25 protein-coding genes are annotated in these 26,883 nt (G+C 69.6%); 17 read left to right on the plus strand and 8 right to left on the minus strand.

Translation table 11 applies throughout. The features are described from left to right. Positions 1-138: 138 nt before the first annotated feature. Positions 139-672, minus strand: coding sequence for an adenine phosphoribosyltransferase (locus MME74_RS02205; RefSeq protein WP_267417028.1), 534 nt, complete (start codon positions 670-672; stop codon positions 139-141). Positions 673-808: 136 nt separating this feature from the next. Here MME74_RS02205 and MME74_RS02210 point away from each other — a divergent pair, with 136 nt between their 5' ends. The 6 genes from MME74_RS02210 (at position 809) to MME74_RS02235 (ending at position 7,317) form a co-directional block, all read left to right on the plus strand. Continuing rightward, a complete protein-coding gene (locus MME74_RS02210) occupies positions 809-2,119 on the plus strand; it encodes an ABC transporter substrate-binding protein (protein ID WP_267417029.1) in 1,311 nt (436 codons plus the stop codon). Positions 2,120-2,241: 122 nt separating this feature from the next. Beyond that, complete coding sequence (locus MME74_RS02215) at positions 2,242-3,333, plus strand: carbohydrate ABC transporter permease (protein WP_267417031.1); 1,092 nt, start codon at positions 2,242-2,244, stop codon at positions 3,331-3,333. Continuing rightward, on the plus strand, positions 3,330-4,220 hold the full coding sequence (locus MME74_RS02220) for a carbohydrate ABC transporter permease (RefSeq protein WP_267417032.1): 891 nt from the start codon (positions 3,330-3,332) through the stop codon (positions 4,218-4,220). Before MME74_RS02215 ends, MME74_RS02220 begins: the two co-directional genes overlap by 4 nt. A 5-nt stretch (positions 4,221-4,225) precedes the next feature. Continuing rightward, positions 4,226-5,656, plus strand: coding sequence for a GH1 family beta-glucosidase (locus MME74_RS02225; protein WP_267417033.1), 1,431 nt, complete (start codon positions 4,226-4,228; stop codon positions 5,654-5,656). Positions 5,657-5,690: 34 nt separating this feature from the next. Then, entirely contained in the window at positions 5,691-6,212 is a 522-nt protein-coding gene (locus MME74_RS02230) for a DUF6578 domain-containing protein (protein ID WP_267417034.1), read from the plus strand. A gap of 109 nt (positions 6,213-6,321) precedes the next feature. Next, a complete protein-coding gene (locus tag MME74_RS02235) occupies positions 6,322-7,317 on the plus strand; it encodes a LacI family DNA-binding transcriptional regulator (protein WP_267418506.1) in 996 nt (331 codons plus the stop codon). A gap of 134 nt (positions 7,318-7,451) precedes the next feature. Here the strand turns inward: MME74_RS02235 and MME74_RS02240 are convergent, their stop codons facing one another. Both MME74_RS02240 and MME74_RS02245 read right to left on the minus strand, forming a co-directional pair. Continuing rightward, on the minus strand, positions 7,452-8,513 hold the full coding sequence (locus MME74_RS02240; protein ID WP_267417035.1) for a hypothetical protein: 1,062 nt from the start codon (positions 8,511-8,513) through the stop codon (positions 7,452-7,454). Then, positions 8,486-9,358: a DUF1266 domain-containing protein gene (locus tag MME74_RS02245; protein ID WP_267417036.1), complete on the minus strand. Its 873-nt coding sequence runs from the start codon at positions 9,356-9,358 to the stop codon at positions 8,486-8,488. Before MME74_RS02245 ends, MME74_RS02240 begins: the two co-directional genes overlap by 28 nt. Before the next feature lie 125 nt (positions 9,359-9,483). Between MME74_RS02245 and MME74_RS02250 the strand changes: the two genes are divergently transcribed. Further along, complete coding sequence (locus tag MME74_RS02250; RefSeq protein ID WP_267417037.1) at positions 9,484-10,149, plus strand: TetR family transcriptional regulator; 666 nt, start codon at positions 9,484-9,486, stop codon at positions 10,147-10,149. A gap of 18 nt (positions 10,150-10,167) precedes the next feature. Here MME74_RS02250 and MME74_RS02255 read toward each other — a convergent pair whose 3' ends face one another. Continuing rightward, positions 10,168-10,806: a GntR family transcriptional regulator gene (locus tag MME74_RS02255; protein WP_267417038.1), complete on the minus strand. Its 639-nt coding sequence runs from the start codon at positions 10,804-10,806 to the stop codon at positions 10,168-10,170. Positions 10,807-10,978: 172 nt separating this feature from the next. Here MME74_RS02255 and MME74_RS02260 point away from each other — a divergent pair, with 172 nt between their 5' ends. From MME74_RS02260 to MME74_RS02275, 4 genes are read left to right on the plus strand one after another with little or no spacing between them, the layout of a single operon-like run. Continuing rightward, positions 10,979-12,256 (plus strand): NRAMP family divalent metal transporter, encoded by a 1,278-nt coding sequence (locus MME74_RS02260; RefSeq protein ID WP_267417039.1) that lies wholly within the window; start codon positions 10,979-10,981, stop codon positions 12,254-12,256. 4 nt (positions 12,257-12,260) lie between these two features. Then, the gene (locus MME74_RS02265) at positions 12,261-13,028 is read left to right on the plus strand and encodes a LamB/YcsF family protein (RefSeq protein ID WP_267417041.1); all 768 of its coding nucleotides are present in this window, start codon (positions 12,261-12,263) and stop codon (positions 13,026-13,028) included. 17 nt (positions 13,029-13,045) lie between these two features. Then, entirely contained in the window at positions 13,046-14,665 is a 1,620-nt protein-coding gene (locus MME74_RS02270) for an urea amidolyase family protein (RefSeq protein ID WP_267417042.1), read from the plus strand. After that, positions 14,662-16,374, plus strand: coding sequence for an acetyl/propionyl/methylcrotonyl-CoA carboxylase subunit alpha (locus MME74_RS02275; protein ID WP_267417043.1), 1,713 nt, complete (start codon positions 14,662-14,664; stop codon positions 16,372-16,374). Before MME74_RS02270 ends, MME74_RS02275 begins: the two co-directional genes overlap by 4 nt. A 91-nt stretch (positions 16,375-16,465) precedes the next feature. Here the strand turns inward: MME74_RS02275 and MME74_RS02280 are convergent, their stop codons facing one another. Both MME74_RS02280 and MME74_RS02285 read right to left on the minus strand, forming a co-directional pair. After that, the gene (locus MME74_RS02280; protein WP_267417044.1) at positions 16,466-17,821 is read right to left on the minus strand and encodes a uracil-xanthine permease family protein; all 1,356 of its coding nucleotides are present in this window, start codon (positions 17,819-17,821) and stop codon (positions 16,466-16,468) included. 100 nt (positions 17,822-17,921) lie between these two features. After that, the gene (locus MME74_RS02285) at positions 17,922-18,800 is read right to left on the minus strand and encodes a phosphoribosylaminoimidazolesuccinocarboxamide synthase (RefSeq protein ID WP_267417045.1); all 879 of its coding nucleotides are present in this window, start codon (positions 18,798-18,800) and stop codon (positions 17,922-17,924) included. Between the two features lie 88 nt (positions 18,801-18,888). On the opposite strand from MME74_RS02285, the gene MME74_RS02290 reads away from it, so the two are divergent. The 6 genes from MME74_RS02290 to MME74_RS02315 all read left to right on the plus strand — a co-directional run bounded on the left by MME74_RS02290 (position 18,889) and on the right by MME74_RS02315 (position 24,854). Then, positions 18,889-19,437 (plus strand): GNAT family N-acetyltransferase, encoded by a 549-nt coding sequence (locus MME74_RS02290; RefSeq protein ID WP_267417046.1) that lies wholly within the window; start codon positions 18,889-18,891, stop codon positions 19,435-19,437. 81 nt (positions 19,438-19,518) lie between these two features. Next, the gene (locus MME74_RS02295) at positions 19,519-20,145 is read left to right on the plus strand and encodes a PadR family transcriptional regulator (RefSeq protein WP_267417047.1); all 627 of its coding nucleotides are present in this window, start codon (positions 19,519-19,521) and stop codon (positions 20,143-20,145) included. Further along, positions 20,142-21,716, plus strand: coding sequence for an MFS transporter (locus MME74_RS02300; protein ID WP_267417048.1), 1,575 nt, complete (start codon positions 20,142-20,144; stop codon positions 21,714-21,716). Before MME74_RS02295 ends, MME74_RS02300 begins: the two co-directional genes overlap by 4 nt. Positions 21,717-21,953: 237 nt before the next feature. Then, positions 21,954-22,493, plus strand: coding sequence for a GNAT family N-acetyltransferase (locus MME74_RS02305; RefSeq protein ID WP_267417049.1), 540 nt, complete (start codon positions 21,954-21,956; stop codon positions 22,491-22,493). Between the two features lie 157 nt (positions 22,494-22,650). After that, positions 22,651-24,129 carry an amino acid ABC transporter substrate-binding protein/permease gene (locus tag MME74_RS02310; protein ID WP_267417050.1) on the plus strand — a complete coding sequence of 493 codons (1,479 nt, stop codon included), beginning with the start codon at positions 22,651-22,653 and terminating at the stop codon, positions 24,127-24,129. Then, positions 24,126-24,854: an amino acid ABC transporter ATP-binding protein gene (locus MME74_RS02315; RefSeq protein WP_267417051.1), complete on the plus strand. Its 729-nt coding sequence runs from the start codon at positions 24,126-24,128 to the stop codon at positions 24,852-24,854. The genes MME74_RS02310 and MME74_RS02315 overlap by 4 nt, the downstream gene beginning before the upstream one ends. A gap of 120 nt (positions 24,855-24,974) precedes the next feature. Here MME74_RS02315 and MME74_RS02320 read toward each other — a convergent pair whose 3' ends face one another. Continuing rightward, positions 24,975-26,297, minus strand: coding sequence for an MFS transporter (locus MME74_RS02320; protein WP_267417053.1), 1,323 nt, complete (start codon positions 26,295-26,297; stop codon positions 24,975-24,977). After that, on the minus strand, positions 26,294-26,773 hold the full coding sequence (locus MME74_RS02325) for a winged helix-turn-helix transcriptional regulator (RefSeq protein WP_267417054.1): 480 nt from the start codon (positions 26,771-26,773) through the stop codon (positions 26,294-26,296). The genes MME74_RS02320 and MME74_RS02325 overlap by 4 nt, the downstream gene beginning before the upstream one ends. Between the last annotated feature and the right edge of the window lie 110 nt (positions 26,774-26,883).

Here is a 26,883-nt window from a genome sequence, read left to right on the forward strand (position 1 = left end):
CCGGTGCCGGCCCCGGCCGCCGAGTGCACGGCCTGCTGCCGAGCGCACGGCCGGTACGCGCGCGGATGCCGTGCACTCGTCGAGTACCCGTGCACTCGACGGAGGTGAGGAAGGGAGGGGGAGAGGGGGTGAGGGGGGTCAGGCGGAGTGGAAGACGGTGTGGAGGTCGCCGACGGCCTCGCGGCCGCCCAGGCCGTCGATCTCGAAGAGCACCGAGATGCCGATGACGTGGCTGCCGAGGCGCTCGACGAGTTCCCGTCCGGCGGCGAGCGTCCCGCCGGTGGCGAGCACGTCGTCGATCAGCAGCACGCGGGAGCCGGCGGGCAGGTCGTCGTGCATCTCGATCGTGGCGGTGCCGTACTCCAGGGCGTAGTCGACGGATGCCGCGGGGCGCGGCAGCTTGCCGGCCTTGCGGATCGGGATGAGCCCCACTCCTGCGGCGATGGCGGCGGCGCTGGCGAGGATGAAACCGCGGGCCTCGATGCCGGCGATCACGTCGAACTGGCCGGCGAAGGGCTCGATGATGGCCTCGGTCGTCACCCGCAGTGCCTCGGCATCGGCGAGGAGCGGCGTGATGTCGCGGAAGATGATGCCCGGCGCCGGGTAGTCCGGCACGTTGCGGATCAGGGCTTCGGCGCGGACGAGGGCAGGGGAGAGCGTGGCTTCGGGCACTGCCCAAGGGTACCTCCCGCCAGCATGGCTTGACACCGTGGGAGCGCTCCCATAGAGTGACTGCTCAGTTCGTGGGAGCGCTCCCACGACGTCCCGACGCATCACACACCGCACGACCACCACAAAGGAGTGAACTGTGAACACACGTGCCCGCCACCGGATCCTCGTGACCGCCGCCCTGGCATCCGTCTCCGCCCTCGCCCTGGCCGGCTGCTCCGGCAGCACCGACGATTCCGCAGGAGGAAGCGCCGACGAGGACGTCACGCTGACCGTCACCACGTTCGGCACCTTCGGCTACGACGACCTCTACAAGGAGTACGAGAAGGCGCATCCGAACGTGAAGATCGAGGCGACCAACATCGACACGGGTGGCAACGCCCGCACCGATGCGTTCACCAAGATCGCCGCCGGATCCGGCCTCAGCGACGTCGTCGCGATCGAGGAGGGCTGGCTCGGGGCCATCATGGACGTCTCCGACACCTTCGTCGACCTCCGCGACTACGGCATCGAAGACCGCAAGGACGACTGGGTCGACTGGAAGTACGGCCAGGCGACCGATGCCGAGGGCCGCGTGATCGGCTACGGCACCGACATCGGCCCGAGCGGCATCTGCTACAACGGCGCCGCGTTCGAGGCCGCCGGACTCCCGAGCGACCGCGAGTCGGTGGCCGAGCTTCTCAACGGCGACTGGGAGAACTACTTCCAGGTCGGCGCCGACTACACCGCGAAGACCGGCAAGGCCTGGTACGACCACTCCGGCTTCGTCTGGAACGCCATGGTCAACCAGCTCGACGAGGGGTACTACACCGCCGACGGGAAGCTGAATGTCGAGGACAACGCCGAGCTCAAGGAGCGCTTCGAGCTGCTGGGCGCAGCGACCGAGGGCGGCCAGTCCGCCGCCCAGACGGCCTGGGACTGGAACGGCGGCAAGTCGTTCGTCGACGGCACCTTCGCGACCTTCGTGTGCCCGGGCTGGATGCTCGGCGTCGTGCAGGGGCAGGTCGAGGCCGGCGGCGGCGACGCTTCCACCGGCTGGGACTTCGCCGACGTGTTCCCCGGCGGCGCGGCCAACTGGGGCGGCGCGTTCCTGTCGATCCCGGAGTCCTCGCAGCACAAGAAGGCGGCTGCTGAGCTCGCCGACTGGCTGACGCAGCCCGAGCAGCAGGTGAAGCAGTCCGCCGCGGCGGGCAACTTCCCGTCGACGATCAAGGCGCAGGAGACGCTCGCCGCCGACGCGACGCCGAACCCGTTCTTCAACGACGCCCCGACCGGTGCGATCCTCGCCGAGCGCGCCAAGGGCGTCGTGGCGCAGTTCAAGGGCGCCGACGACTCGGTCATCCAGGAGAACGTCTTCGGGCCGGCTCTCAGCAGCCTCGACCGCGGTGAGACCGACACGCAGGGCTCCTGGGATCAGGCGATCAAGCTCCTGAACGAGCTCGTCGACTGACCCCCTGCGGGCGTCTCGTCCCGCTCGGCTCCACCGCGCTCGCCCGGCGACCGGTACTCACACCGGTCGCCGGGCGGGCGCAGCGAGACGAAACGCGCACCTGCACTTCCAAAGGACACCCCATGACACTCACCGCCCCGTCCGCGGAACGCCGCGAGACGGCATCCGCGCAGAAGGATGCTCCTCCGAAGCGCTCCTGGCGCCACCGGGTCTCCCGGTTCGACCAGAACGCCTCGCCGTACTTCTACATCTCGCCGTTCTTCCTGCTGTTCGGGCTGGTCGGCCTGTTCCCGCTGCTCTACACCGTCTGGGTGGCGGTGCACGAGTGGGACCTGCTCAAGGGCGAGGGCGAGTTCGTCGGGGTCGGCAACTTCGTGGAGATCCTCGGCGACTCCATGTTCTGGAACTCGATCGGCAACACCCTGAGCATCTTCCTGCTCTCCGCGATCCCGCAGCTGGCCGTGGCCCTCGTGATCGCCTACCTCCTCGACCGCGGGCTGCGCGCACCCACCTTCTGGCGGATGAGCGTGCTGATCCCGTTCGTGGTCACCCCGGTCGCGGTCGCCATCATCTTCTCGAGCATCTTCAACGAGGCCGACGGCCTGGCCAACAACCTGCTCAACCTCATCGGCATCGCCGACCAGGAGTGGAAGCACAACACCGCACTGTCGCACATCGCGATCGCCGTCATGGTGAACTTCCGCTGGACGGGCTACAACGCCCTTATCCTGCTGGCCGCGATGCAAGCCGTGCCACGCGACCTCTACGAATCGGCCGCGCTCGACGGGGCCGGCGCCGCACGCCGCTTCTTCTCGATCACCATCCCCACGATCCGCCCGACGCTGATCTTCGTGATCATCACCGCGACGATCGGCGGCCTGCAGATCTTCGCCGAGCCGCGCCTGTTCGACGTGTCGACCGCGGGCGGCATCGGCGGCAGCGACCGACAGTTCCAGACGACGGTGCTGTTCCTCTGGGAGCTCGCCTTCTTCCGACGGAACCTCGGGGAAGCATCCGCCGTCGCCATCCTGCTCTTCCTGCTGATCGTCGGAATCGGCGTGATCAACTTCCTGATCTCCCGGCGCATCTCCACCGGAGACGCCCCCAAGAACCGCGCGGCCCGTCGCCGCGCGCGCACCGACGCCGCGGCCGCGACGAGCGCCGCCGCCGCCGGAACGACGATCGCCACCACGACCGAGGAGAACGCGCGATGACCGCCACGCAGGCGCTGAGCGTCCCCGAGAAGATCCGTCGTCGCCGCGATGCAGCCGGCGGAACCGCCGGCATCGGCAGCCGCCCCGGCTTCCTCACCTACGGGCTGCTCGCCGCCTTCATCATCGGCAGCGTGTATCCGCTGTGGTGGTCGGTCGTGGTCGCCAGCGGCACGAACGCCACCCGCGGCGAGACGCTGCCGCTGATCCCCGGCGGCAACTTCCTCGCCAACGCGGCCAAGGTGTTCGACGCGATCCCCTTCTGGCTCGCCCTCGGCAACTCGTTCCTGATCTCGGGCATCATCACCCTCTCGGTCGTCACGTTCTCGACGCTCGCGGGCTACGCGTTCGCGAAGCTCCGCTTCAAGGGCCGCGACGGGCTGATGATCTTCGTGATCGCGACCATGGCGATCCCGACGCAGCTGGGCATCATCCCGCTGTTCATGCTGATGCGCGAGCTCGGCTGGACCGGTTCGATCGGGGCGGTCATCGTGCCGACGCTCGTCACCGCGTTCGGCGTCTTCTTCATGCGGCAGTATCTGGTGGACGTCATCCCGGACGAGCTGATCGAGGCCGCCCGCATGGACGGCGCCAATCAGTTCCGCACGTTCCTGACCGTCGGACTCCCCGCGGCGCGGCCGGCCATGGCGATCCTCGGACTCTTCACCTTCATGACGGCGTGGACCGACTACCTGTGGCCGCTGATCGTGCTCTCCCCGCAGAACCCGACCCTGCAGACGGCGCTCAGCCAGCTGCAGTCGGGGTACTACATCGACTACTCGATCGTGCTCGCCGGTGCGGTGCTCGCGACCCTTCCGCTGCTCGTGCTCTTCGTGGTCGCGGGTCGCCAGCTGGTCAGTGGCATCATGGCGGGCGCGGTGAAAGGATGACCCCTATGACCCGCTCCTTCGCCGAGAACTTCCTCTTCGGAGCCGCGACCGCGGCGTACCAGATCGAGGGGGCGGCCTTCGAGGACGGGCGCACCGCATCCATCTGGGACGCGTTCGCCCGCGTGCCCGGCGCGGTGATCAACGGCGACAACGGCGACGTGGCGTGCGATCACTATCACCGTCACGCCGAGGACGTCGCGCTGATGACCGAGCTCGGGCTGCAGACGTACCGCTTCTCGACCTCGTGGTCGCGCGTGCGTCCCGACGGCGGAGCCGTGAACCCCGCCGGGGTCGACTTCTACGAGCGCCTGGTCGACGAGCTGCTCGCCGCCGACATCCTGCCCTGGCTGACGCTGTACCACTGGGACATGCCGCAGGCGCTGCAGGAAGTCGGGGGCTGGACGAACCGCGACACGGTGGACCGCTTCCTGGAGTACGCGGGCACCATGCACGACGCCCTGGGCGACCGGGTGAACGTGTGGACCACGCTGAACGAGCCGTGGTGCTCGTCGTTCCTCTCCTACACGGCCGGGGAGCATGCGCCCGGTCACACCAGCATCGCGGAGGGGCTGCTCGCCTCGCACCACCTGCTGCTCGCGCACGGGAAGACGGTGCAGGAGCTGCGCGGGCGTGACGCCTCGCTCAACCTCGGCATCACCCTGAACCACACCGTCGCCGACCCGGCCGACCCGCAGAACGCGGCCGACGTCGACGCCGCCCGTCGGGTGGACGGACAGTTCAACCGCTGGTTCCTCGACCCGATCTACCGCGGCAGCTACCCCGCCGACATCGTGGAGGACATCCGCGCGGTCGATGCGGACGCGGTGGCGCAGTTCGAGGCCGCGGTCCGCGACGGCGATCTCGACACGATCGCGCAGCGCATCGACACGCAGGGCGTGAACTACTACCACGGCGACTTCGTCTCGGGCACGGCACCGGCCGAGCCCCCCGTCTCCGGCGGACCCGCGACTCAGCGTCAGGGTCGCAGCCCGTACCCGTCGAGCGACGGCATCCATTCGGTCGAGCGCGGTCTGCCCCGCACCGCGCAGAACTGGGAGGTGCAGCCCGAGGGTCTCACCCGGGTGCTGCAGCGGGTCTGGACCGAGTACGCCGAGCCGGCGGGCACCGTCCTCTCCATGACCGAGAACGGTGCCGCGTATGACGACGTGGTGGTGGTCGAAGACGGCGAGACCCGCGTGCACGACGCCGACCGCACCGAGTTCCTCCGACGGCACCTGGGTGCGGTGCTCGACGCCGCGGAGTCGGGGGTGGACGTCCGCGGCTACTTCTACTGGTCGATGTTCGACAACTACGAGTGGGCCTGGGGCTACGACAAGCGCTTCGGCATCGTCCGCGTCGACTACGACACCCAGGAGCGCACGCTGAAGGACTCGGGTCGGGAGTACGCCCGCATCATCGCCGCCCGCGAGCTCTGATCGGGCACTCGCAGGTCGGGGTTAGTCTGGCCGGATGACGCGTGTGTGGCTCACCCCGTGGGAGTGGGCATGCTGCGGGGATCCGTTCGAGATCGGCGATCGGGTCGACTTCGGCATCCGGTCGCGTGATCCGGAGGTCCTGGTCGACGAGCTGGGGGCGGAGCTGACCGGCACCGTCGATGCGCTGGAGTCGCACCACGAAGAGGAGTACGCGGATCGGGTGCGCGGCAGGGTCGTGGCCGTGCACGAGATCACGCACGAGGTGGTCGAGCGCAGGTTCGAGGACTTCGTCGATCCGTTCGCCCGGGCCCGGCCGTCCGACGACCGGCGGCGTCCGGACGGGGTGCCTGCGGGAGCACGGGTCCCGCGACAGGGAGTCCGCATCGAACGGGTACCCGATTCGACCCGACGGGCATCCGTCCGGGGAGTGCCGCTCCCGGTCGTCGAGGACCACGGACCATCCGTGCCGTCCGACGGTGTCGAGGAGCGGCACCGTCGACGGACCGGATGGCTCGTCGACGTCGAGGAGACCCCACCCGGCACCGGAATCGCGTGACAGGTCGCAGGGAAGGCAGGATGCGATCATTTGCGCGACTCGGAGCGAGACGGTCGGTGCTGACCGCCGCGACCGGTGAGAATAGGGCGATGGAAGAGTGCGAACGATGATGTCGCCCCGAGCGACCATCGAAGAGGTGGCGTCCGCTGCGGGCGTCTCCCGATCGACGGTGTCGCGGGTCGTGAACGGATCGACGGCCGTGAGCCCGGAGGCGCTCGCCGCCGTCCGCACCGCGATCGACGAGCTGAACTACGTGCCCAACCGGGCGGCCCGATCGCTGGCCTCACGGCAGACGCACGCCATCGCCCTCATCATCCCCGAGGACACCACGCGCTTCTTCGGCGATCCGTTCTTCGCGGCCATCGTCGCCGGCATCACGGGCGCGCTCGGCGGCTCGGACTACCTCCTCAACCTGCTCATCGCCAGCGACGACCCCGGCGACAAGATGACCAGCTTCGTGCGCAACGGCGGCGTCGACGGCGCGCTGATCGTGTCGCACCACACCAGCGACGCGTTCATCGACCGCATCGCGGATGCCGTGCCCGTCGTCTACGGCGGACGTCCGGTGCGCCGGCGCGAAGGGGACTACGTGGTCGACGTCGACAACGTCGCGGGAGCGAAGACCGCGACACGTCGGCTGGTCGACATCGGTCGGACGCGCATCGCGACGATCTCCGGGCCCCTGACCATGGTCGCCTCGGACGACCGCGTGCAGGGGTTCCGGGCTGCGCTGGCGGATGCCGGCCTCACCCCGTACGCGGAGGAGGAGGGCGACTACAGCGAGGCGAGCGGAGCGGACGCCGCACGACGGCTCCTCGACGGCGGGCGTCCGGATGCGATCTTCGTGGCCAGCGACCTGATGGCGCGCGGTGCCCTGACGGCGCTGCGCGCGGCGGGCGTCCGGGTGCCGGAGGACATCGCCCTGGTCGGCTTCGACGACTCCTCCGTGGCCCTGACCACCGACCCGCCGCTGACCACGATGCGGCAGCCGATGTACGCGCAGGGCGAGGCGATGGCCGGTGTCCTGCTCGCGCGTCTGGCGGGCGAGGACCCTGCGCGCACGACCATCCTTCCGACCGAGCTCGTGGTGCGCGCCTCCGCGTGAGCGATACCTCCGCGTGAGCGGGGGAGGAACACGGATGCGGCCCTGGCGCCCCCTCCGGGCCAGGGACGCACCCGTGCGTCTGGATCGCACGGCGACCGAGTCCGATGGACCCGGGCTGTGCGCGGCTGAGCGGGTCAGCCGAAGATCGATGCGAGCAGATCACCGCCGAACAGGGAGAATGCGGTGAGCCCCGCCGACAGCAGCAGCACTGCGGCCGTCCCGGCGACGGCGAAGACCGAGATCCCGCGACCGCCGAGGCGCTGGCCGCGCAGTCCCACGGCCACGCCCGCTCGTCCGGCGAGCTCGCCGGTGGCGTCGTCGCGGTACAGCTCCGTGCGCGCGGCGAAGCGGCGGTGGAACTCTTCGGCGAGCGTGAGGGCTGCCGCCATGGTGTCCGCACGGTCGAAACGGGTGCCGGACGGCAGGTACACGTAGAGGCGGTCGGAGACGAGTTCGATCTCCGCCCCGGAGCCGAGGTCGAGCACGCGGGCCATCAGGTCGGGCGTGAAGATGTAGAGCGCGTCCTGCTGATAACCCTCGGGGACGAGGAGTCGGAAGGTTTTCGCGAAGTCCCCCTCCAGTTCCAGCCGTGCGGCTCCGCGACCGAGGCCGAGCGTGGGGATGATGCTGTGCTTCCGGTTCGCGAGGACGATGTGCGGAACGGCCGACGGCAGCGGCAGCTCGATGAAGGCGAAGGGGCGCTGGATGGTGGCGCGCTGCTCCCCGCGCGACACCGAGTGGTGCACGCCGAGCTCGAACGGCATCCGCTCGTCGTCGCAGGCGACGACCGCCCGCTCGCGCCCGCGCACGACCCGGGCGAACGCGGCTCCGGGGCGACGGGTCTGCTCGAGCGTGTCGGCGTACGCCCATCCGTTCTGCCAGGCGAAGGCCGCGACCTTGACCCGTCTGCTCAACCCGACCGCCCACCAGACGAAACCCACGGCGGCGAGCAGTGTGTATCCGATCACGAACACCCCGAGGATCGGTGCGACCGTCAGGATGTCGCCGCGTCCGAGGAACCACAGTCCGGCCAGCATCGCCGCCGCGAACAGCAGGACCGCCACCAGGACCACGAGGAACCGGCGATGCGGCGGCATCCCGCAGATGCGCTCGTAGGTGAGGATGTCGCGCAGTCCCGCGCTGCGCCGCAGCGGTTCCAGGTCGACGGTTACAGGCTCCACGGCAGCGATGCCCACGGGCCGTTGCGCTTCTCGGTCGCCGCGGCCTTGAAGTCGGACCACCCGTCGCCGAACTTCTCGAAGGACTTCTCGTCGACGTTCCCGTCGGACCAGTGCATGACCCGACCCACGATGTAGCTCAGCCCGAAGTCGGCCCACGAGGTGAAGGCCGGGCGGGCTTCGACGTTGATGCGATGGATGATCTCGCGTGCCTCGGCGACGTCGGCGTGTCCGAGCGCGACGCCCCAGGTCGTCATGGCCACGGCCTGCCCGAGCGCATAGCCGTCGAGTGTGCGCACGAAGAGGCCGGGGGTGACGATGTCCTTGCCGACGCGCTTGCGCACCTCCGACTCGGAGTACTCGATCGAGGTGACGAAGGTGCGCGCGTCGCGCTTGTCGCCGCCCTCCTGCACGATCGCGGCGAGCCACTCCTTCGCCTTCGGGGCGCGCCCGAGGCGGTCGGCGAGGTCGGCGCGCACGGCGAGGTAGAGCACCCACACCTCGCGACGACGGCGAACGGTCGTCAGGCGCTCGATGTTGTCGAGCCACTCCTGCCGGGTGTGCACGCCCCACTGGTCGACGAGCACCTTCTTCTCGCGGTCGCCGAGGATCGAGGCGGTCGGGTCGTTCCAGTGGCCGGAGGGGAGGTTCACGATCTGCAGGAAGCCGAGGGCGATCTCATCGGCGTCCACGCCGGTCGTGGCGTGCTCCGGAGAGGCTTTGACCTTCGCGGCCGGGAGGATCCAGATCACGAGGAAGAACAGCACCACGGCACCGACGATCGCCCACGCCCACCACTGGCTGATGAGCCACTCGAGGATCGAGGTGATGCTGTTGAAGTCGACGCTCGCGAAAGAGTGCATGGGTGCTCCAGGGAGGGGGTGAATCCGTGTCCGTTCATAGATTGAACGACTATTCAGTGAGTAATCTATACGGCAGGGGGGCGATTCGAAAAGCACGCGGGGTGAACTCAGGAGGTGGATGCCGCATGGCTCGCTCCGACGAGCAGAACCGTCTCGCCCGTGAACGCGCGCGAGAGAATCTCCTGCAGGCGGCGATCGCGACCTTCGCCGAGCGCGGGGTCGCCGGAGCCAGCATCGCCGAGATCACGAAGCGCGCCGGGGTCGCCCAGGGGCTCGTGAACTACCACTTCGGCGGCAAGGACCAGCTCGTCGCCGCCGTCATCGATCGCTGGTTCGAGACCGTGCTGGGCTTCGCCCGCGTGGAGGGGACCCCGGACGAGATGCTCGCGGCCGTGATCGACGGGGCCCTCACGGCGACCGCCTACGCGATCCCGCTGCAGCGGGCCGTGCTGGCCATGCAGCAGCAGCCCGCCACGCATCGACTGTTCGCCGAGTCCGAAGCGCGGCACGAAGCAGGAGCGACCGCCGCGGAGGATGCCGTGCGCGACCTGTTCCGCGCGCGGGGCGCCGACGATCCCGCCCTCGAAGAGGTCATGCTCCGCAGCACGCTCGAGGGCGTCTTCGTGAAGTTCGCCGTGTTCGGCGACACATACCCGCTCGAGGAGGCGCGGCGCTGGATGCACCGCCGCTACGGGCTGCCCGAACCCGCGTCCCCGATCGCCCCGCCGGCTCCGCTCCGCGAGGGAGAGCCGCGCCCGCGGGCGACGGCCGCGCTGAACCAGGAGCAGTAGTCCCCGGCGTCGGCTCCGTCAGGCGTGGCCCATGCGCGCGAACGCGCCCAGCACGCTGCGCTCGGATGCCGTGAGGTAGTGCTCGAGCTCCTCGGCGGCCGCCTCCGGCCCCCGTTCGAGCAGGGCGGTGAGCACCGCCCGGTTCCGGCGGACGAAGGGCTCGTGCAGCGATCGCGGCTCGTCGATCTCGAGGAACACCAGCCGCAGCTCGGCCGCGACGTCGCGGTAGGTGCGGGCGAGGCGTGCGCTGTCGGCGAGAGCGACGATCGCATCGTGGAAGGCCATGTTCGCGCTGCCGATCCGTCGCCAGTCCTCGTGCGGCAGCTGCTCCTCCGCCTCGGCGAGGGCATCGCGCATCAGCTGCACGGCAGGGTGCTCGGGTTCCGACTGGCGCAGTGCCGCGCACTCGATCACGCGGCGTGCGCGGTAGATGTCGATCACGTCGGCGATGTTCGGCGAGGCGACCGAGACTCCGCGGTGCGGGATGTGCTCGACGAGACCCTGCTCGGCGAGCACGCGGAAGGCTTCGCGGAGGGTGTTGCGCGACACGTCGAACTGCTCGGCGAGTGCCGACTCCGACAGGCGCGACCCGGGCGCGAAGTCGCCGTCGATGATGCGCTGACGGAGCACATCGGCGAGCGGGCCCTGCTGGTTCATGCCTTCATCGTAGGGCGCGGCATGCGTGGATCGTCGGCAGTCGGGCCGCAGGAATCACACGAAGGCAACGTCGCTGTAGCACGACGGAAACATGATTGTTGAACAATCAAGCGCAATCCGTTCTACACTGGGCGTCTATCGACACCCACCAACGACGATGGGAATCCCCCGCATGTCAGAGCAGACCACCGCCTCCCTCTCCCCGGAAGACGAAGCCCGCCTCGCGAGCGTCAAGAAGCGCGCCGGGCGCAGTGCCGTCATCGGTGCGATCTTCCTCATGGCCACCAGCGCCATCGGCCCCGGCTTCATCACCCAGACCGCGACCTTCACCGCGACGATGGGGGCGGCCTTCGCGTTCGCGATCCTCATCTCGATCCTCGTCGACATCGCGGTGCAGCTGAACATCTGGCGCATGATCACGTCGTCCGGCAAGCGTGCCGGTGAACTCGCCAACAGCGCCATCCCCTTCTCGGGGCACCTGATCGCCGTGCTCGTCGTCATCGGCGGCCTGGCCTTCAACATCGGCAACATCGCCGGTGGCGGTCTGGGCCTCAACGCCCTGCTCGGCATCGACGCGAAGCTGGGCGGCATCGTCACCGCGGTCCTCGCGATCATCATCTTCCTGGTGAAGAAGGCCGGCCCCGTGATGGACATCGTGCTCGTCGTGCTCGGCATCGGCATGATCGTGATGACCGTGGTGGTTGCCGTCATCGCGCAGCCGCCGATCGGCGAAGCCCTGCGGCAGACCTTCGTGCCCGACGAGCTGAACTTCGCCACCATCACCACGATCGTCGGCGGAACGGTCGGCGGATACATCACCTACTCCGGCGCCCACCGCTACCTCGATTCCGGCCACGTCGGTCCGGAGCACGCCGGTCCCGTGATGCGCGCGGCCACCAACGGCATCCTCGTCACCGGCGTCATGCGCTACGTGCTGTTCCTCGCGATCCTCGGCGTCGTGGCCTCGGGCGTCACGCTCGACCTGTCGGGTCAGGGTGCGAACCCGGCCGGTCAGGCGTTCGGCGCCGTGCTCGGCGACGCCGGACTCCGCATCTTCGGCGCGATCTTCTGGGCCGCCGCGATCAGCTCGGTCATCGGTGCGGCGTACACCTCGGCCACGTTCCTCTCCACCTTCACCAAGAAGCTCAAGGGCGGATGGCCGCTGCAGCTCGCGACCGTCGCCTTCATCGTCGTGTCGCTGATCGTGTACCTGTCGATCGGCACGGCTCCGGCCGCGATCCTCGTCTTCGTGGGCGGCTTCAACGGCCTGATCCTGCCGATCGGCCTCACGGTGTTCATGTACATCGGCTGGTTCCGCCGCGACCTGCTCGGCTCGAAGAAGTACCCGATGTGGCTGCTCGTCGCCGGTACGCTCGTGACGCTGCTCACCTGGTACATGGGGATCGTCTCGGTCGGTCCCATCTTCGCCTTCCTCGGAATCGGAGCGTGATCGCATGACATCGATCGACCTGAACTCGGACCTCGGCGAGAACGTCGCCGACCGGATCGTCAGCGACGACGAGAGCATGCTCCGCCTCGTCACCAGTGCGAACGTGTCGTGCGGCTTCCACGCCGGCAGCCCGGAGGGCATCCGCGAGACCCTCGCGGCCGCCGTCCAGGGCGGTGTCGTGATCGGCGCGCACCCCGGCTACCGCGACTACGAGAACTTCGGACGCACGAAGGTCGACATCGACTCGGCCACGCTGCAGGCGCACGTCGAGTACCAGCTCGGTGCGCTGATGGGCCTCGCGTCCGCGGTCGGCGGACGGGTCGCGTACGTCAAGCCGCACGGGGCGCTGTACAACACGATCGCGCGGGATGAGCGGCAGTCGAAGGACGTGGTGGCGGCGATCCGCGCGATCGACCCGAGCCTGGTGCTGCTGGGACTGTCCGGCGGTGTCGTGCTCGACGTCGCCGAGCGTGCCGGTCTCACGGTCGCCGCGGAGGCCTTCGCCGACCGGGCGTACCAGCCCGACGGACAGCTCGTGTCGCGCACCGAGGAGGGGGCCGTGCTGCACGACCCGGCAGCGGTGGCCGAGCGCATGGTGCGCCTCGCCTCCGACGGTGTGATCCGTGCCATCGACGGCACCGACGTGCCCGTGGTCGCGCAGTCGATCTGCGTCCACGGCGACAGCCCGGGGTCGGTGGCCATGGCCGCGGAGACCAAGCGGATGCTGCAGGACGCGGGCATCACGATCGCTCCGTTCGCGGGCTCCCGATGACGGATGCGTGCTGACTGATGCGCATCCTCACGGCATCCGATCGCGCGCTTCTCGTCGAGGCGGCCGACCTCGACGAAGCCATGCGCCTCAACCTCGCGTGGGAGGGCGTGCCCGGCATCGTCGAGCGCATCCCGGGTGCCCGCACCGTGCTGGTGCGCTTCGATCCGCTCCGCGTCTCGGCCGTTGATCTCGCCGCCGTGCTGGCCTCGACCGAGATCGACGCCGCACACCTGCCCGGCAGCGGTGAGGTCACCGTGCCCGTGCGGTACGACGGCGAAGACCTCGACGGGGCGGCATCCCTGCTCGACGTCTCGGCGGAGGAGCTGGTGAATCGGCACCTCGCCGCGGACTGGCGGGTCGCGTTCTCCGGGTTCGCCCCGGGCTTCGGGTACGTCGTGAGCAGCGACCCCCTCTTCGATGTGCCGCGCCGCTCATCGCCGCGCACCCGCGTGCCCGCCGGATCGGTCGCGCTCGCCGGGCAGTTCACCGGGGTGTACCCGCGCGAGAGCCCCGGCGGGTGGCAGCTCATCGGGAGGACGGATGCGGTGATGTGGGACATCGATCGCGATCCGCCCGCGCTGCTGTCTCCGGGGACCGCGGTGCGGTTCGAGCGCGTGCGCGAGGCGGCTCGGCTCGATGTGGGAGGGGCCGATGGGGGAGGCCTCGTCCGAAACAGAGACGATCCGTCGCACGCCCGGCCCGTCGAGGAGCAACCCGCCGCAGCCGGCACGGATGGTCTGGGTTTCGGCACGGATGCCGCCGTCGAGGTCGTCCGTCCGTCGCTGCAGCTGCTGGTGCAGGATGCCGGGCGGCCGGGCTACGCGGCGCTCGGGGTCTCCGCGTCCGGAGTGGCCGACCGTCGGGCGATGCGTGATGCGAACCGCGCGGTCGGCAACGCGGCCACTGCCGCGGTGCTGGAGAGCGTCGGGGGAGCCGTGCTCCGGTTCCGGGGCGCTGGAGTAGCCGCGGTCACGGGCGCATCCGGCTCGCTCGCCCTGACCGAGGTCGACGGCAGCGTCCGTCCCGTCCCGCACGGCGAGCCCTTCGCGACGGTCGACGGCGACGAGCTGACACTGGGCCACCCGGAGCGGGGACTGCGATACGTCGTCGCCGTGCGCGGGGGGCTGGACGCGGTGCCCGCGCTGGGCAGCCGTGCGGCGGACACCCTCGCCGGACTCGGCCCCGAGAAGCTCGTGGCGGGTGCCGTCCTCCCGATCGGCGGGGTGGCGGTGGGTCCTGTCGAGCCGGATGCCGTGCCGCGTGAGCTGCCGGCCCCGGGAGATGTCGTCGACCTCGAGATCACCCTCGGTCCGCGTGACGACTGGTTCACGGCGGCCGCGTTCGACACCCTGACCGCTCAGGAGTGGACGGTCACGCCGCGGTCCGATCGCGTCGGCATCCGTCTGCAGGGCGATGTCCCGCTGGAACGCGCCCTCGGGGGCGAACTGCCGAGCGAGGGTGCGGTCACCGGGGCGATCCAGGTGCCGCCGGACGGGCAGCCGGTCCTGTTCCTGCCCGACCATCCGCTCACCGGGGGATACCCCATCATCGGTGCGCTCACGGATCGCAGCCTCGACCTCGCAGGTCAGCTGGCGCCGGGTGTGCGTCTTCGTCTCATCGTCAAGGAGTCCTCATGACCACCGTGCTGATCGCGAATCGCGGGGAGATCGCGGTGCGCGTCATCCGCGCCTGCACCGAAGCCGGGTACACGTCGGTCGCGGTCTACGCGGACCAGGATGCGGATGCCCTGCACGTGCGTCTGGCCGACGAAGCCGTGGGGCTCGGGGGATCGACCGCGGCGGAGACGTACCTCTCCGTCGAGGCGCTGCTGGATGCCGCGCGCCGGTCGGGCGCGGATGCGGTGCACCCCGGCTACGGTTTCCTGTCGGAGAGCGCCGCCTTCGCGCGGGCCGTGGAGGGGGCGGGACTGGTCTGGATCGGTCCGACGCCCGAGAGCATCGACGCCCTCGGCGACAAGATGACCGCACGCCGGATCGCCCAGCGCGTGGGCGCACCGCTCGCCGCCGGCACCGATGAGCCGTTGGCCGGGCCGGAGGAGGCGGTGGCGTTCGCGGAGCAGCATGGACTGCCGATCGCGATCAAGGCGGCTTTCGGCGGTGGCGGACGCGGGCTCAAGGTCGTGCGCGAGCTGTCCGACGTGGCCGAGGCCTTCGACGCGGCCACCCGGGAGGCGATCGCCGCCTTCGGTCGGGGCGAGTGCTTCGTGGAGCGCTTCCTGGAGAGCCCGCGGCACATCGAGGTGCAGGTGCTCGGCGACGGTCGTGGCGGTGTCGTGGTGGTCGGCGACCGCGACTGCTCGATGCAGCGGCGCAATCAGAAGCTCATCGAGGAGGCTCCGGCGCCGGGGCTCTCCGCCGAGCAGCGGGCGCGGTTCCACGAGGCGGCGCGGTCGATCTGCGCCGAGGTGGACTACCGCGGAGCCGGAACGGTCGAGTTCCTCCTCGCGGCCGACGGCACCATCTCCTTCCTCGAGGTGAACACGCGGCTCCAGGTGGAGCACCCCGTCACGGAGGAGGTCACCGGGACCGACCTGGTGCGCGAGCAGTTCCGGATCGCGTTCGGCGAGGGGCCGTCGATCGCCGAGACGCCGACGCCGGTGGGGCACGCCTTCGAGTTCCGGATCAATGCCGAGGACCCCGGTCGCGGCTTCCTGCCCAGCCCCGGACGCGTCGAGCGGTTGCGGATCCCCGGCGGCCCGGGCGTGCGGTGGGACAGCGGCATCGACGAGGGGGACGTCGTGCAGCCGGCCTTCGACTCGATGATCGCCAAGCTGATCGTGCATGCCGATTCCCGGGATGCGGCTCTCGTCCGCGCTCGCCGGGCGCTGCGGGAGCTCGCGGTCGAGGGGCCGGCGACGGTCATCCCGTTCGATCTGCTCGCGCTCGACGACGAGGCGTTCGCGACGGAGACCTTCGCGGTGCACACGCAGTGGATCGAGAGCGCGCTGCTGCCGAAGCTCGAATCGCAGTCGCGGCCGGCGGCGGTGCCGGATGCCGCGCTGCAGCGCTTCCCCGTGGAGATCGACGGACGTCGCGTCGTGCTCGGCCTGCCGGCCGGTCTGCTGGCGGGACTCGGACGGCCGGTGGATGCTGCGCCGACCTCGCCCGCGTCCGATCCGACCGCGCTGCGCTCGCCGGTGCCGGGCACGCTCGTGCGCTGGCTGGTCGACGACGGCGCCGAGGTCGCGGAGGGAGACCCCGTCGCGGTCCTCGATGCGATGAAGATGGAGACCACCGTGACGGCGCATCGCCCCGGCGCCCTGTCGCAGCGGGCCGAGCTCTCCGCGATGGTCGCGGCCGACGGGGTGCTCGCGGTCATCGACTGAGCGCTGCGGTGCGGACCGCACCGCGGGAGACGGAGAGACCCCGGACGCCTCGAGTGAGGCATCCGGGGTGTTCGTCGTCGTGCGGCGCGACTTACTCGGGGTCGCCGCCGAGCGGGCCGACCGCCTCGAGCGGCCGCGGGTCGTCGGCGCCCGTCTTGCGGGCGCGGGCGATGAGGTTGCCCAGGTGGTAGATCAGCAGGGCCGCGACCGTGCCGAGCACGATGCCGCCGAAGGCGAAGTCGCCGAGCTGCATGGAGAAGCCGGCGATGCCGATCACGAGCGAGACGGCGGCCGTGTACTGGTTGACCGGACGCGAGAAGTCGACGCGGCTGTCGACCCAGATCTTGATGCCGATGATGCCGATGAGGCCGTACAGCGCGGTGGTGGCGCCACCGAGGACGCCGGCGGGGATCGAGTTGAACACCTCGCCGACCTTCGGGGAGAACGCCAGGAGGATCGCGAACAGGCCGGCGACCCAGTAGACGGCGGTCGAGTAGACGCGGGTGGCGGCCATGACGCCGATGTTCTCGCCGTACGTCGTGGTTCCCGATCCGCCGAAGCCACCGGCGATGGTCGTCGCGACGCCGTCCGCGATCAGGGCGCGGCCGGTGTGCTTGTTGATCGAGGGGTCCTCGGTCATGGTCGCGACGCCTCGCACGTGGCCGACGTTCTCGGCGATAAGCACGAGCACGACGGGGAGGAACATCGCGATGGTCGACCAGGTGCCCGGTTCGATGAAGTCCGGGAGCTGGAAGTGCGGCAGGCCGATCCACGGCGCCTCGGAGATCAGCTCGGCCGGGGTCTTGCCGCCGCGCAGCGCGTTGGGGACATCGAACGACCCGGTGAAGGCGGCGTAGATGAAGCCGACCGCGACGCCGAGGAAGATCGAGATGCGTCCCAGGAAGCCCCGGAACAGCACGGCGAACAGGATGATCGCGACCAGCGTGATGGTGGCGGTGACGGGGTCGAGGGAGAAGTTGCTCCATGCCGTCGGCGCGAGGTTGAAGCCGATGAGGGCGACGATCGCGCCGGCGACCACCGGGGGCATCAGGGCGTCGACCCAGCGGAGTCCGGCGAACTGCACGACGAGGCCCACGACCACCAGGAGGAGGCCGACCGCGACGACGCCGGCGAGTGCCGATCCGGTGCCGCCCGCCGCGACCGCGGCCGTGATCGGGGCGATGAAGGCGAACGACGAGCCGAGGTAGCTGGGCAGCTGGTTCTTCGTGATGAGCAGGAAGATCAGCGTGCCCAGGCCGCTGAAGAGCAGCGTGGTCGAGACGGGGAAGCCCGTCAGGGTCGGCACGAGGAACGTGGCACCGAACATCGCGACGACGTGCTGTGCACCGATCGCGATCGTGGCGGGCCAGCTCAGTCGCTCTTCGGGGGTGACGACGGCGCCGGGCTCGACCGTGCGGCCGTTTCCGTGCAGCTTCCACAGGGCCATGCGGGCTCCTCAGGGTTCGGGGGGGGATGGCGGGAGTGCTGGAGCAACACTACCGATTCCTGAATGTTCCCTGAGCGCCTGATCGGCGCGAGAGGAGGTGTCAGGCGCCGAGGCGGTCGATCAGCTCGCGGTAGCGGTCGGCGGTGCGCGCGACGATGTCGTCGGGAAGCAGTGGCGGCTCGCCCTGCTTGTCCCAGTTCGCGGCCATCCAGTCGCGCACGATCTGCTTGTCGAAGCTCGCCATCCGCTCGCTCGGGGTGGTGCCGGTGCGCCAGGCCTCGGCGTCCCAGTAGCGGGAGGAGTCGCTCGTGAGCACTTCGTCGGCCAGGCGCAGGGTGCCCTCGGCGTCCGTCCCGAACTCGAACTTGGTGTCGGCGAGGATCAGGCCCTTCTCCTCGGCGATCGCTGCCGCACGCGCATAGATCGCGAGCGAGGTGTCGCGCAGCTCGGCCGCACGATCGGCACCGACCAGCTCGACGGCACGCTCGAACGTGATGTTCTCGTCGTGCTCGCCCATCGGCGCCTTGTAGGCGGGGGTGAACAGCGGTTCCGGGAGGCGGTCGCCGTTCTGGAGGCCCTCGGGGAGCGGGATGCCGCATACCGTGCCGCTCTCCTGGTACTCGACCCAGCCGGAGCCCGTGATGTAGCCGCGCACGACGCACTCGATCGGCAGCATCTCCAGGGACTGCGCCAGCATGGCGCGGTCGGCGACCGCATCCGGCAGCTCGCCCTCGGCGATGTGGTTGGGGAAGTCGGAGAGCTGCGCGAACCACCAGCGGCTCAGGCGCGTGAGCAGGGCCCCCTTGTCGGTGATGCCGGGGGAGAGCACGAAGTCGAAGGCGCTCACGCGGTCGGATGCCACGACGAGGATGCGCGTGTCCACCGGATCCTCCGAGGCGTACAGGTCGCGGACCTTGCCCGAGTAGATGTGTCGCCAGCCGGGGATGCTCAGTGCCGTGCCTTCAGAAGGTGTGCTCACCCGCCCATTATCCCGGTTCCCTCGGCCCCAGATGTCTACGGCCGTGGGTCGCGCCACCGGTGTCGGGGCGGGTGTCTAGCGTGGAGGCGTGACTGCTGACATCTTCACCGACCGGCTCCGGCTTTCGCGGGCGACCCCGTCCGACCTCGACGCGGTCTTCGCTATCCAGAACGATCCGCGGGTGTGGACGCACTTCCCGAGTCTTCGACACACCGACCCTGCGACGACTCTCGACATGATGGAGCGCTGGGAGCGCAGCTGGGAGCAGGCGGGGATCGGATCCTGGGTCGCGCGTCTGCGTGACACGGGCGAGATCATCGGCAACGGCGGATGCACGCTGCTGCGCGGGGAAGTGTGGAACGTCGGATACCGGATCGCGGCCGACCATCACGGACACGGGTATGCGACCGAGCTGGCGCGCGCCGGAATCGAGCAGGCGCGGATCGTCGCCCCCGATCGACCGGTCATCGCGTACCTCGTGGAGCACAACCGGGCCTCGGCGCACGTCGCGGAGAAGCTGGGCCTCGAACTCGTGCATCGGGCGCCGGACGTCGGCAACCCCGATCCCGCGGTGATGAGGCTCGTGTACGCGGATCGACCGCTCACCACGACGCAGCTCGCGGCCGCTCTCGGTTGACGCCTGAGCGACCGCTCGGGGTCGGTCTTGTCGCTGTCCGCCGTCAGGCGTATAGTCCACATGGACTATTTGAGGTGGGACATGAAGAAAGACGCCGTCGACCGGCTCACTCCGATGGGGGTGATGGTGCTCGCGCTGCTGCGCGAGGGGGACATGCACCCCTATGAGATGGTCCGTCTCATGCGCGCCCGACACGACGATCGGCTGCTCACGATCACCAACGGCACGCTCTACCACACGGTCTCCCGGCTGCATCGGGCGGGACTGATCGACGAGCTCGGCATCGACCGCGAGGGCAACCGTCCGGAGCGGACGACCTACGCCCTGACCGAAGCCGGCCGGGATGCGGTCGTGACCTGGGTGCAGCGCGAGCTGCCTCGCATCGATCGCCCCGCCGACTTCCGCATCGCGCTCGCCGAGGCGCACAACCTCGAGCGCGAGGAGGCCATCGACCTCCTGCGCGCGAGGCGCGGTGCCCTCGTCGATGACCACGCACGACATCGGGACGGCCTGCTCGGAGCCAGGAAGAAGGGCGTCCCCGAGCAGGTGCTCGTCGAGATCGAACGCCAAGAGGCCCTGTTGGAGGCCGAGCTGCTCTGGCTCGACTCCCTGCTCGACCGCCTCGGCACCGAATCCCTGCCGTGGGGTCCCACGGCATTCCAGAACTCAGATCGCTACCGCGCTCAGCGAAAGGCCGCACAGCAATGACAGATTCCACCCGCGACGGAGACCGCCCGCCGGTGTCCGCGCCCGCCACGTCCGGTCCGTCGACCGGCACCTACTCCGTCGGCCACAAGCCGAAGAGCCCCTGGCCCGCTCTCTGGGCACTCGTCATCGGCTTCTTCATGATCCTCGTCGACACCACGATCGTCTCGGTCGCGAACCCGGCCATCAAGGCCGCGCTCGACCCGAACACGAACAACCTCGACAACGTCGTGTGGGTCACGAGCGCCTATCTGCTCGCCTACGCCGTGCCGCTGCTGATCACCGGACGCCTCGGTGACCGTTTCGGCCCGAAGAACATCTACCTCATCGGTCTCGCCATCTTCACGCTCGCCTCGCTCTGGTGCGGACTGTCGGAATCGCTCGAAGGCCTGATCGTCGCGCGAGCCGTGCAGGGTCTCGGCGCCGCATTCATGACCCCGCAGACCATGGCCGTGATCACCCGCACCTTCCCGCCCGAGCGCCGTGGCGCCGCGATGGGGCTCTGGGGTGCGACCGCCGGTGTCGCGACCCTCGTCGGTCCGCTCGTCGGCGGACTGCTCGTCGACGGCTTCGGCTGGAAGTGGATCTTCTTCGTGAACATCCCGGTCGGCATCGTCGCCTTCGTGCTCGCGTGGCGCCTGGTCCCCCGGCTCGCCACGCACCCGCACCGGTTCGACATCGTGGGCGTGGTGCTGAGCGCCGTGGCCCTGTTCCTCATCGTGTTCGGGCTCCAGGAGGGCGAGAAGTACGACTGGGGTGTGATCTGGGGCCCCATCTCCGTGTGGAGCCTGATCATCGTCGGACTCGTGGTCCTCGGGCTGTTCATCCTGCAGCAGGCGAAGACGCGCAGCGAGCCGCTGGTGCCGCTCGAGCTGTTCCGCGACCGCAACTTCTCGGGAGCGAACGTGGCGATCGCCGCGGTCGGCTTCACCGTGACGAGCATGTCGCTGCCGATGATGTTCTTCCTGCAGACCGCGCGTGGCCTCACACCCACCGAGGCGGCGCTGCTGCTGATCCCGATGGCGGTGCTCTCGGGCGTGCTCGCTCCGGCCGCCGGGAAGCTGCTCGACCGGGTGGACCCCCGCATCATCCTCATCCCGGGTCTGCTCTGCGTGGCCGGCGCGCTCGTCTGGTACTCGGCGCTGATCAACATGGACACCCCGATCTGGATGTTCCTGCTGCCGTCCGCGCTGATGGGCATCGGCAACGCCGGCATGTGGGGGCCGCTCGCCACCACCGCCACGCGCAAGCTCCCGCCGCGTCAGGCAGGCGCCGGCGCCGGCATCTACAACACCACTCGCACCATCGGCTCCGTCATCGGCTCGGCATCCATCGCCGCGTTCATGCAGTCGCGCCTCGAGGCGAACCTGCCCGGGCTCGCGGATGCACCGGCGGGGATCTCGACCGGTGGATCGCTGCCGCCGCAGGTTGCCGACGGCTTCGCTGCCGGCATGGCGCAGTCGATCCTGCTGCCCGCGTGCGTCATGGTGATCGCGCTCATCGCGTCGCTGTTCCTCGGGCGTTACGACAAGACGGAGGCGCCGGCGGCCCCGGTGGCCGCGACCACGGAGTAGCAGCGACTCATCCTCCACGACGGGTCCGGGAGGTGCGCATTCCGCACCTCCCGGACCCGTCGGCTTTCCCGCGCCGAGGTGGGCGCATCGGCTGGCCAGCGTCGCCCCGTGCCGACGGTCATGCGGATTCGTGGATACCGCTTCTTCTTCTACAGCGACGAAGGATCGGAGCCCCCGGCATGTGCACGTCGAACGCGCGCATTTGCCTCTGAGCATGGGTCGTGTTCTCATCGAGCGATGACGATCGCACTCGCTCGACCGACCATCGACCACTTCGACTCCTGGGCCGGCGCCGTGGCCGAGTTCGAGGGCGGACACATCGACGGCGGCGGCTACGAGCAGGGATTCGTCCCCGACCGTGCGGCGGGCGAGGCCTTCGTCGAGAAGGCGGAGCTGTACGCGACGCCGGGCGCGGTGCTGCCGGACGGGCACGTCGCCTGCGACCACTACTGGATCACGGAGGGTGACCAGGTCGTCGGCTTCCTCTCGTTCCGCCGCGAGCTCAACGACTACCTGCGCCGCTTCGGCGGCCACATCGGCTATTCCGTGATCCCGTCGCGGCGCCGGGAGGGCATCGTGCGCGAGGCGCTCCGCCTCATGCTGCGCTCCGCGCGGGCCGAGGGCTATGAGCGCGTCATGCTCACCTGCGACGACGACAACCTCGGATCGATCCGCACGATCGAGGGCGCCGGCGGTGAGCTGGAAGACGTGATCGATGCCCCGGAGGCAGGGCAGCCGCGCGTCCGCCAGTACTGGATCGAGCTCTCGCCGGCCTGACGCCCCGCCCTCGACGCGGGGGCCTCCGATCGCCCGCGTGCACCCCCTTCCTGCGGCCGCTGAGCCCGGCCCCGGGCGTGGGGGCGCGCGGCGTGGCGACTAGGGTGGATGCTCGGCGATCGTCCGGTCGCTGCTGTCGACCCGAGGAGCACACGTCGTGATCCGATATCCATCCGCCGCGGCGGGCCGCCTGCGCCGATCGGTGCGCACCGCCGGCGCCGCCGCGCTCGTCGCCTTCGTCGCCGTCGGCGCACTGCTTGCCGGAGCCGCTCCCGCGTCCGCCGCGAACGACGATGAGAAGTACGTCATCGGCACCGACACCACGTTCGCGCCGTTCGAGTTCACCGACGCGAAGGGCGACCTCGTCGGCATCGACATGGATCTGCTCCGTGCGATCGCGAAGGACCAGGGGTTCGAGGTCGAGATCCGCCAGCTCGGATTCGACGCCGCCGTGCAGGCGCTGCAGTCGAACCAGGTCGACGCGGTCATGGCGGGCATGTCCATCACCGAGGAGCGCGAGAAGACCTTCGACTTCAGCGAGCCCTACTTCACCAGCGGCATCCAGCTGGGCGTGCTCGAGTCGAGCGACATCCAGTCTCTCGACGACCTCGACGGCAAGGCCGTCGCCGTCAAGACCGGCACGCAGGGCCAGACCTTCGCCGACGAGAACAAGGACGAGTACGGCTTCAAGGTCACTCCGTACCAGGACACGACCGATATGGTCGACGCCGTGAAGGCCGGCCAGGCGGTCGGCTACTTCGAGGACTTCCCGGTGCTGGCCTACGGCATCCAGCAGGGCTCCGGCTTCCGCCTCATCGGCGAGCCCGAGCTGGGCGGCGAGTACGGCTTCGCGGTCAACAAGGGGAAGAACCCCGAGCTGATCGAGATGTTCAACGCGGGACTCGAGAACCTGAAGGCCTCGGGCGAGTACGACAAGATCGTCGACACCTATCTCTCCGGCGGCGAGAAGTCCGCACAGCCGACCGACATCTTCTCGGTCGCGGTGCAGTACTGGCCGGCGCTCATGGAGGGGCTGTGGCTCACGATCCTCGCGACGATCGTCGCGATCGTGGCCGCGTTCATCCTGGGTCTCGTCTTCGGGTTCGGTCGGGTGTCGAAGTTCGCCCCGTTCCGCTGGATCGCCACCGCGTACGTCTACGTCTTCCGCGGCACCCCGATCCTCATCCAGGCGTTCTTCGTGTTCTTCGCGATCCCGCAGCTGTTCCCCGGCCTGACGTTCAACCCGTTCGTCGCCGGTGCCATCACGCTCTCGCTCAACACGGGCGCGTACATGACCGAGATCATCCGCGGAGGCATCCAGGCGGTCGATCCCGGTCAGGCCGAGGCCTCGCGCTCGCTGGGTCTCGGGCACTGGAAGACGATGCAGAAGGTCGTGCTCCCGCAGGCGTTCCGCATCATGATCCCGTCGTTCGTGAACCAGGGCATCATCACCCTCAAGGACACGTCGCTGATCAGCGTCATCGGCCTCGCGGAGCTGACGTTCGTCTCGCGCCAGATCATCGCCTCGACGTACCTGTCCGCGCAGGTGCTGACGATCGTCGCCATCATCTACTTCGTCGTGATCACGCTGCTGACGCTGCTCGCGAACCGCCTGGAGAGGACGTTCAACGCATGAGCAAGATCGTGGTGCAGGACCTGCACAAGTCGTTCGGCGACAACGAGGTGCTCAAGGGCATCAACCTGGCCGTGGAGGACGGCGAGGTCGTCGCGGTCATCGGTCCCTCGGGGTCGGGCAAGTCGACCCTGCTGCGCTGCCTCAACAAGCTCGAGGAGCCGACGTCGGGGCACGTCATCATCGACGGCGTCGACCTCACCGACAAGAGCGTCAAGCTCGACGAGGTGCGTCAGCGCATCGGCATGGTGTTCCAGCACTTCAACCTGTTCCCGCACATGACCGTGCTCGAGAACATCACCCTCGCTCCGGTCGAGCTCGGCAAGCTGTCGAAGGCCGAGGCCCGCGAGCGAGCGCTGGCGCTGCTGGAGCGCGTCGGTCTCTCGGAGAAGGCGGATGCGAAGCCGGCATCCCTCTCCGGTGGTCAGAAGCAGCGCGTGGCGATCGCCCGTGCGCTCGCGATGGACCCCGAGATCATGCTGTTCGACGAGGCGACCAGTGCGCTCGACCCCGAGATGGTCGGCGAGGTGCTGCAGGTCATCCGTGACCTGGCCTCGGGCGGTATGACGATGGTGCTGGTGACGCACGAGATGGGCTTCGCCCGCGAGGTCTCCGGTCGCACGGTGTTCATGGACGGCGGCGTCGTGGTCGAGGAGGCCCCGCCCGCCGAGCTCTTCGGCAACCCCAAGAACGAGCGCCTGAAGGACTTCCTCTCCAAGGTGCTCTGAGGTCGCGCTTCGCGCTGCTTGCCTCCGCGTCGACTTCCCGTGTACTCGCCGAGTGCACGGGAAGTTTGCGTTGAGAGGCCGTGCATTCGACAGCTTCCGGTGCACTCGGCGCCGGCGCGGCTACTCGCGGACGGGGGCGGGGGTGGGGGCGGGGTGGCGACGGATGGTCGCGCTGACCAGGGCCGCAACGGCGCACAGACCGGCGGCGGCGAACCACGCGAACGTGTACTGGCCGGTGTGGTCGCGGACGATCCCGGCCAGGACCGAGGCGATGCCGGCGCCGATCTGGTGCGCGGCGAACACCCAGCCGAACACGAGCGGACCCTTGTCGCCGAAGACCTCGCGGCACAGCGCGATCGTCGGCGGCACGGTCGCGACCCAGTCGAGCCCGTAGATCACGATGAAGACGATGATGCTCGGCTGCACCTCGGCCGAGAGCAGGCTCGGCAGGAACAGCAGACTCACCCCGCGCAGCGCGTAGTAGGCGGCGAGCAGGATGCGCGGGTTCACGCGGTCGGTCAGCCATCCCGAGAACACGGTCCCGACGATGTCGAAGATGCCGACGACGGCGAGGAGCCCGGCGGCGGTCGTGGTCGCCATCCCGTGGTCGTGCGCGCTCGGAATGAAATGCGTGCCGATGAGTCCGTTGGTGGTCGCCCCGCAGATCGCGAATCCGATCGCCAGCGCCCAGAAGGTCTTGGTGCGCGCGGCCTCGCGCAGTGTGGTCAGCGCGAGCTTCGCGGCACCCCAGGCGGTGCCCCTCGGAACGGGGGCCGCGGCCACGACGGGAGCGGTCTCGCCGTAGCGGGCGACGCCGAGGTCGCTCGGCCGGTTGCGCAGGAAGATCCAGACGAGTGGCGCGACAGCGAGCGCGCCGCCCGCGATGATGAGCGAGGCTCCGCGCCATCCGATGTCTTCCGCGGCGGCCGCGATCACCGGGAGGAAGATCAGCTGGCCGGTCGCACTGCCCGCGGTGAGCACGCCCGAGACCAGACCGCGCCGGGTGGCGAACCAGGTGTCGGTGATGGTCGCGGCGAACACCAGCGCCATCGATCCGGTGCCGAGTCCGATCAGGACTCCCCAGGTCAGGATGAGCTGGCCGGGAGTCGCCACGAACACGCTCAGCGCCGCGCCCGCCCCGATCACGAAGAGCGCGACCACCGTGACCGCGCGGATGCCGAAGCGCTGCATGAGGGCGGCGGCGAACGGGGCGATGAGGCCGTAGAGCAGGAGGTTGATCGAGACTGCGAGCGAGAGCTCTGCCGTGCTCCAGCCGAACTCCTGCTCGAGCGGGACCATGAGCACGCCGGGTGCTGCGCGGAAACCCGCGGCGCCGATGAGCGCGATGAGGGCCACGAGGGCCACGGTCCAGGCGGGGTGGAAGCGGCGCTGCCGCGTGGCCACGGGTTCCTCGAGCGGTCCGTCGAGCGATTCGGCGGTCATGCCGCGCCCCCGGTGAGAAGGGCGAAGGGCTCCCCGCCCATGCTGCGTCGCGCCCAGCGGGTGCTGTCGGCGTCGAGCGGTGCCGCGCAGGTCGCGCACCAGTCGACCGAGCCCGAGACCTTGCCGCACCGGCCGCAGCTCACCGTCAGCCCCCAGGGCCCATCGGGGTCGGTGAGGCGGGCGAACTGCGCGTAGGCGTGCAGGATCGGGAGAGTCTGGCGTCCGGCATCCGTCAGTCGGTATCCGCTGCGCGTATCGTCGGGGTCTTCTCGGGCGATGAGGTCGGCCTCTCCCATCGCGGTCAGGCGCCGGGACAGCACCGAGTCGGCCGCGCCGGTGGCATCGCGCAGCTGATCGAAGTGCGAGCGACCGGAGAAGAGCTCACGCAGGATGAGCAGCACCCACGGGTCGGCGAGCACGTCGGCGGTGCGGGCGATCGGGCAGGTCGCAGAGGACCAGTCGGAGCGAAGCGGCATCCGCCAACTTTCTTGAAGAAAGTCGCCCGTGTCAATCGCGGATCCGCACGTTGGCAGGATTCCTGTCCGCATTCGGCCGAATTCGCGCGTTCGTGTTCTTGCCCCGGGCG

Origin of the sequence: Microbacterium oxydans, assembly GCF_026559675.1 — a bacterium.
GTDB lineage: Bacteria > Actinomycetota > Actinomycetes > Actinomycetales > Microbacteriaceae > Microbacterium > Microbacterium oxydans_D.

Excerpts from the sequence above, each read along its gene's own strand:
- MME74_RS02215 (WP_267417031.1), top strand. The coding sequence starts at position 2,242 with ATGACACTCACCGCCCCGTCCGCGGAACGCCGCGAGACGGCATCCGCG.
- MME74_RS02220 (WP_267417032.1), top strand. The coding sequence starts at position 3,330 with ATGACCGCCACGCAGGCGCTGAGCGTCCCCGAGAAGATCCGTCGTCGC.
- MME74_RS02225 (WP_267417033.1), top strand. The coding sequence starts at position 4,226 with ATGACCCGCTCCTTCGCCGAGAACTTCCTCTTCGGAGCCGCGACCGCG.
- MME74_RS02230 (WP_267417034.1), top strand. The coding sequence starts at position 5,691 with ATGACGCGTGTGTGGCTCACCCCGTGGGAGTGGGCATGCTGCGGGGAT.
- MME74_RS02235 (WP_267418506.1), top strand. The coding sequence starts at position 6,322 with ATGTCGCCCCGAGCGACCATCGAAGAGGTGGCGTCCGCTGCGGGCGTC.
- MME74_RS02245 (WP_267417036.1), bottom strand. The coding sequence starts at position 9,358 with ATGCACTCTTTCGCGAGCGTCGACTTCAACAGCATCACCTCGATCCTC.
- MME74_RS02250 (WP_267417037.1), top strand. The coding sequence starts at position 9,484 with ATGGCTCGCTCCGACGAGCAGAACCGTCTCGCCCGTGAACGCGCGCGA.
- MME74_RS02255 (WP_267417038.1), bottom strand. The coding sequence starts at position 10,806 with ATGAACCAGCAGGGCCCGCTCGCCGATGTGCTCCGTCAGCGCATCATC.
- MME74_RS02260 (WP_267417039.1), top strand. The coding sequence starts at position 10,979 with ATGTCAGAGCAGACCACCGCCTCCCTCTCCCCGGAAGACGAAGCCCGC.
- MME74_RS02265 (WP_267417041.1), top strand. The coding sequence starts at position 12,261 with ATGACATCGATCGACCTGAACTCGGACCTCGGCGAGAACGTCGCCGAC.
- MME74_RS02270 (WP_267417042.1), top strand. The coding sequence starts at position 13,046 with ATGCGCATCCTCACGGCATCCGATCGCGCGCTTCTCGTCGAGGCGGCC.
- MME74_RS02275 (WP_267417043.1), top strand. The coding sequence starts at position 14,662 with ATGACCACCGTGCTGATCGCGAATCGCGGGGAGATCGCGGTGCGCGTC.
- MME74_RS02280 (WP_267417044.1), bottom strand. The coding sequence starts at position 17,821 with ATGGCCCTGTGGAAGCTGCACGGAAACGGCCGCACGGTCGAGCCCGGC.
- MME74_RS02295 (WP_267417047.1), top strand. The coding sequence starts at position 19,519 with ATGAAGAAAGACGCCGTCGACCGGCTCACTCCGATGGGGGTGATGGTG.
- MME74_RS02300 (WP_267417048.1), top strand. The coding sequence starts at position 20,142 with ATGACAGATTCCACCCGCGACGGAGACCGCCCGCCGGTGTCCGCGCCC.
- MME74_RS02305 (WP_267417049.1), top strand. The coding sequence starts at position 21,954 with ATGACGATCGCACTCGCTCGACCGACCATCGACCACTTCGACTCCTGG.
- MME74_RS02315 (WP_267417051.1), top strand. The coding sequence starts at position 24,126 with ATGAGCAAGATCGTGGTGCAGGACCTGCACAAGTCGTTCGGCGACAAC.
- MME74_RS02320 (WP_267417053.1), bottom strand. The coding sequence starts at position 26,297 with ATGACCGCCGAATCGCTCGACGGACCGCTCGAGGAACCCGTGGCCACG.
- MME74_RS02325 (WP_267417054.1), bottom strand. The coding sequence starts at position 26,773 with ATGCCGCTTCGCTCCGACTGGTCCTCTGCGACCTGCCCGATCGCCCGC.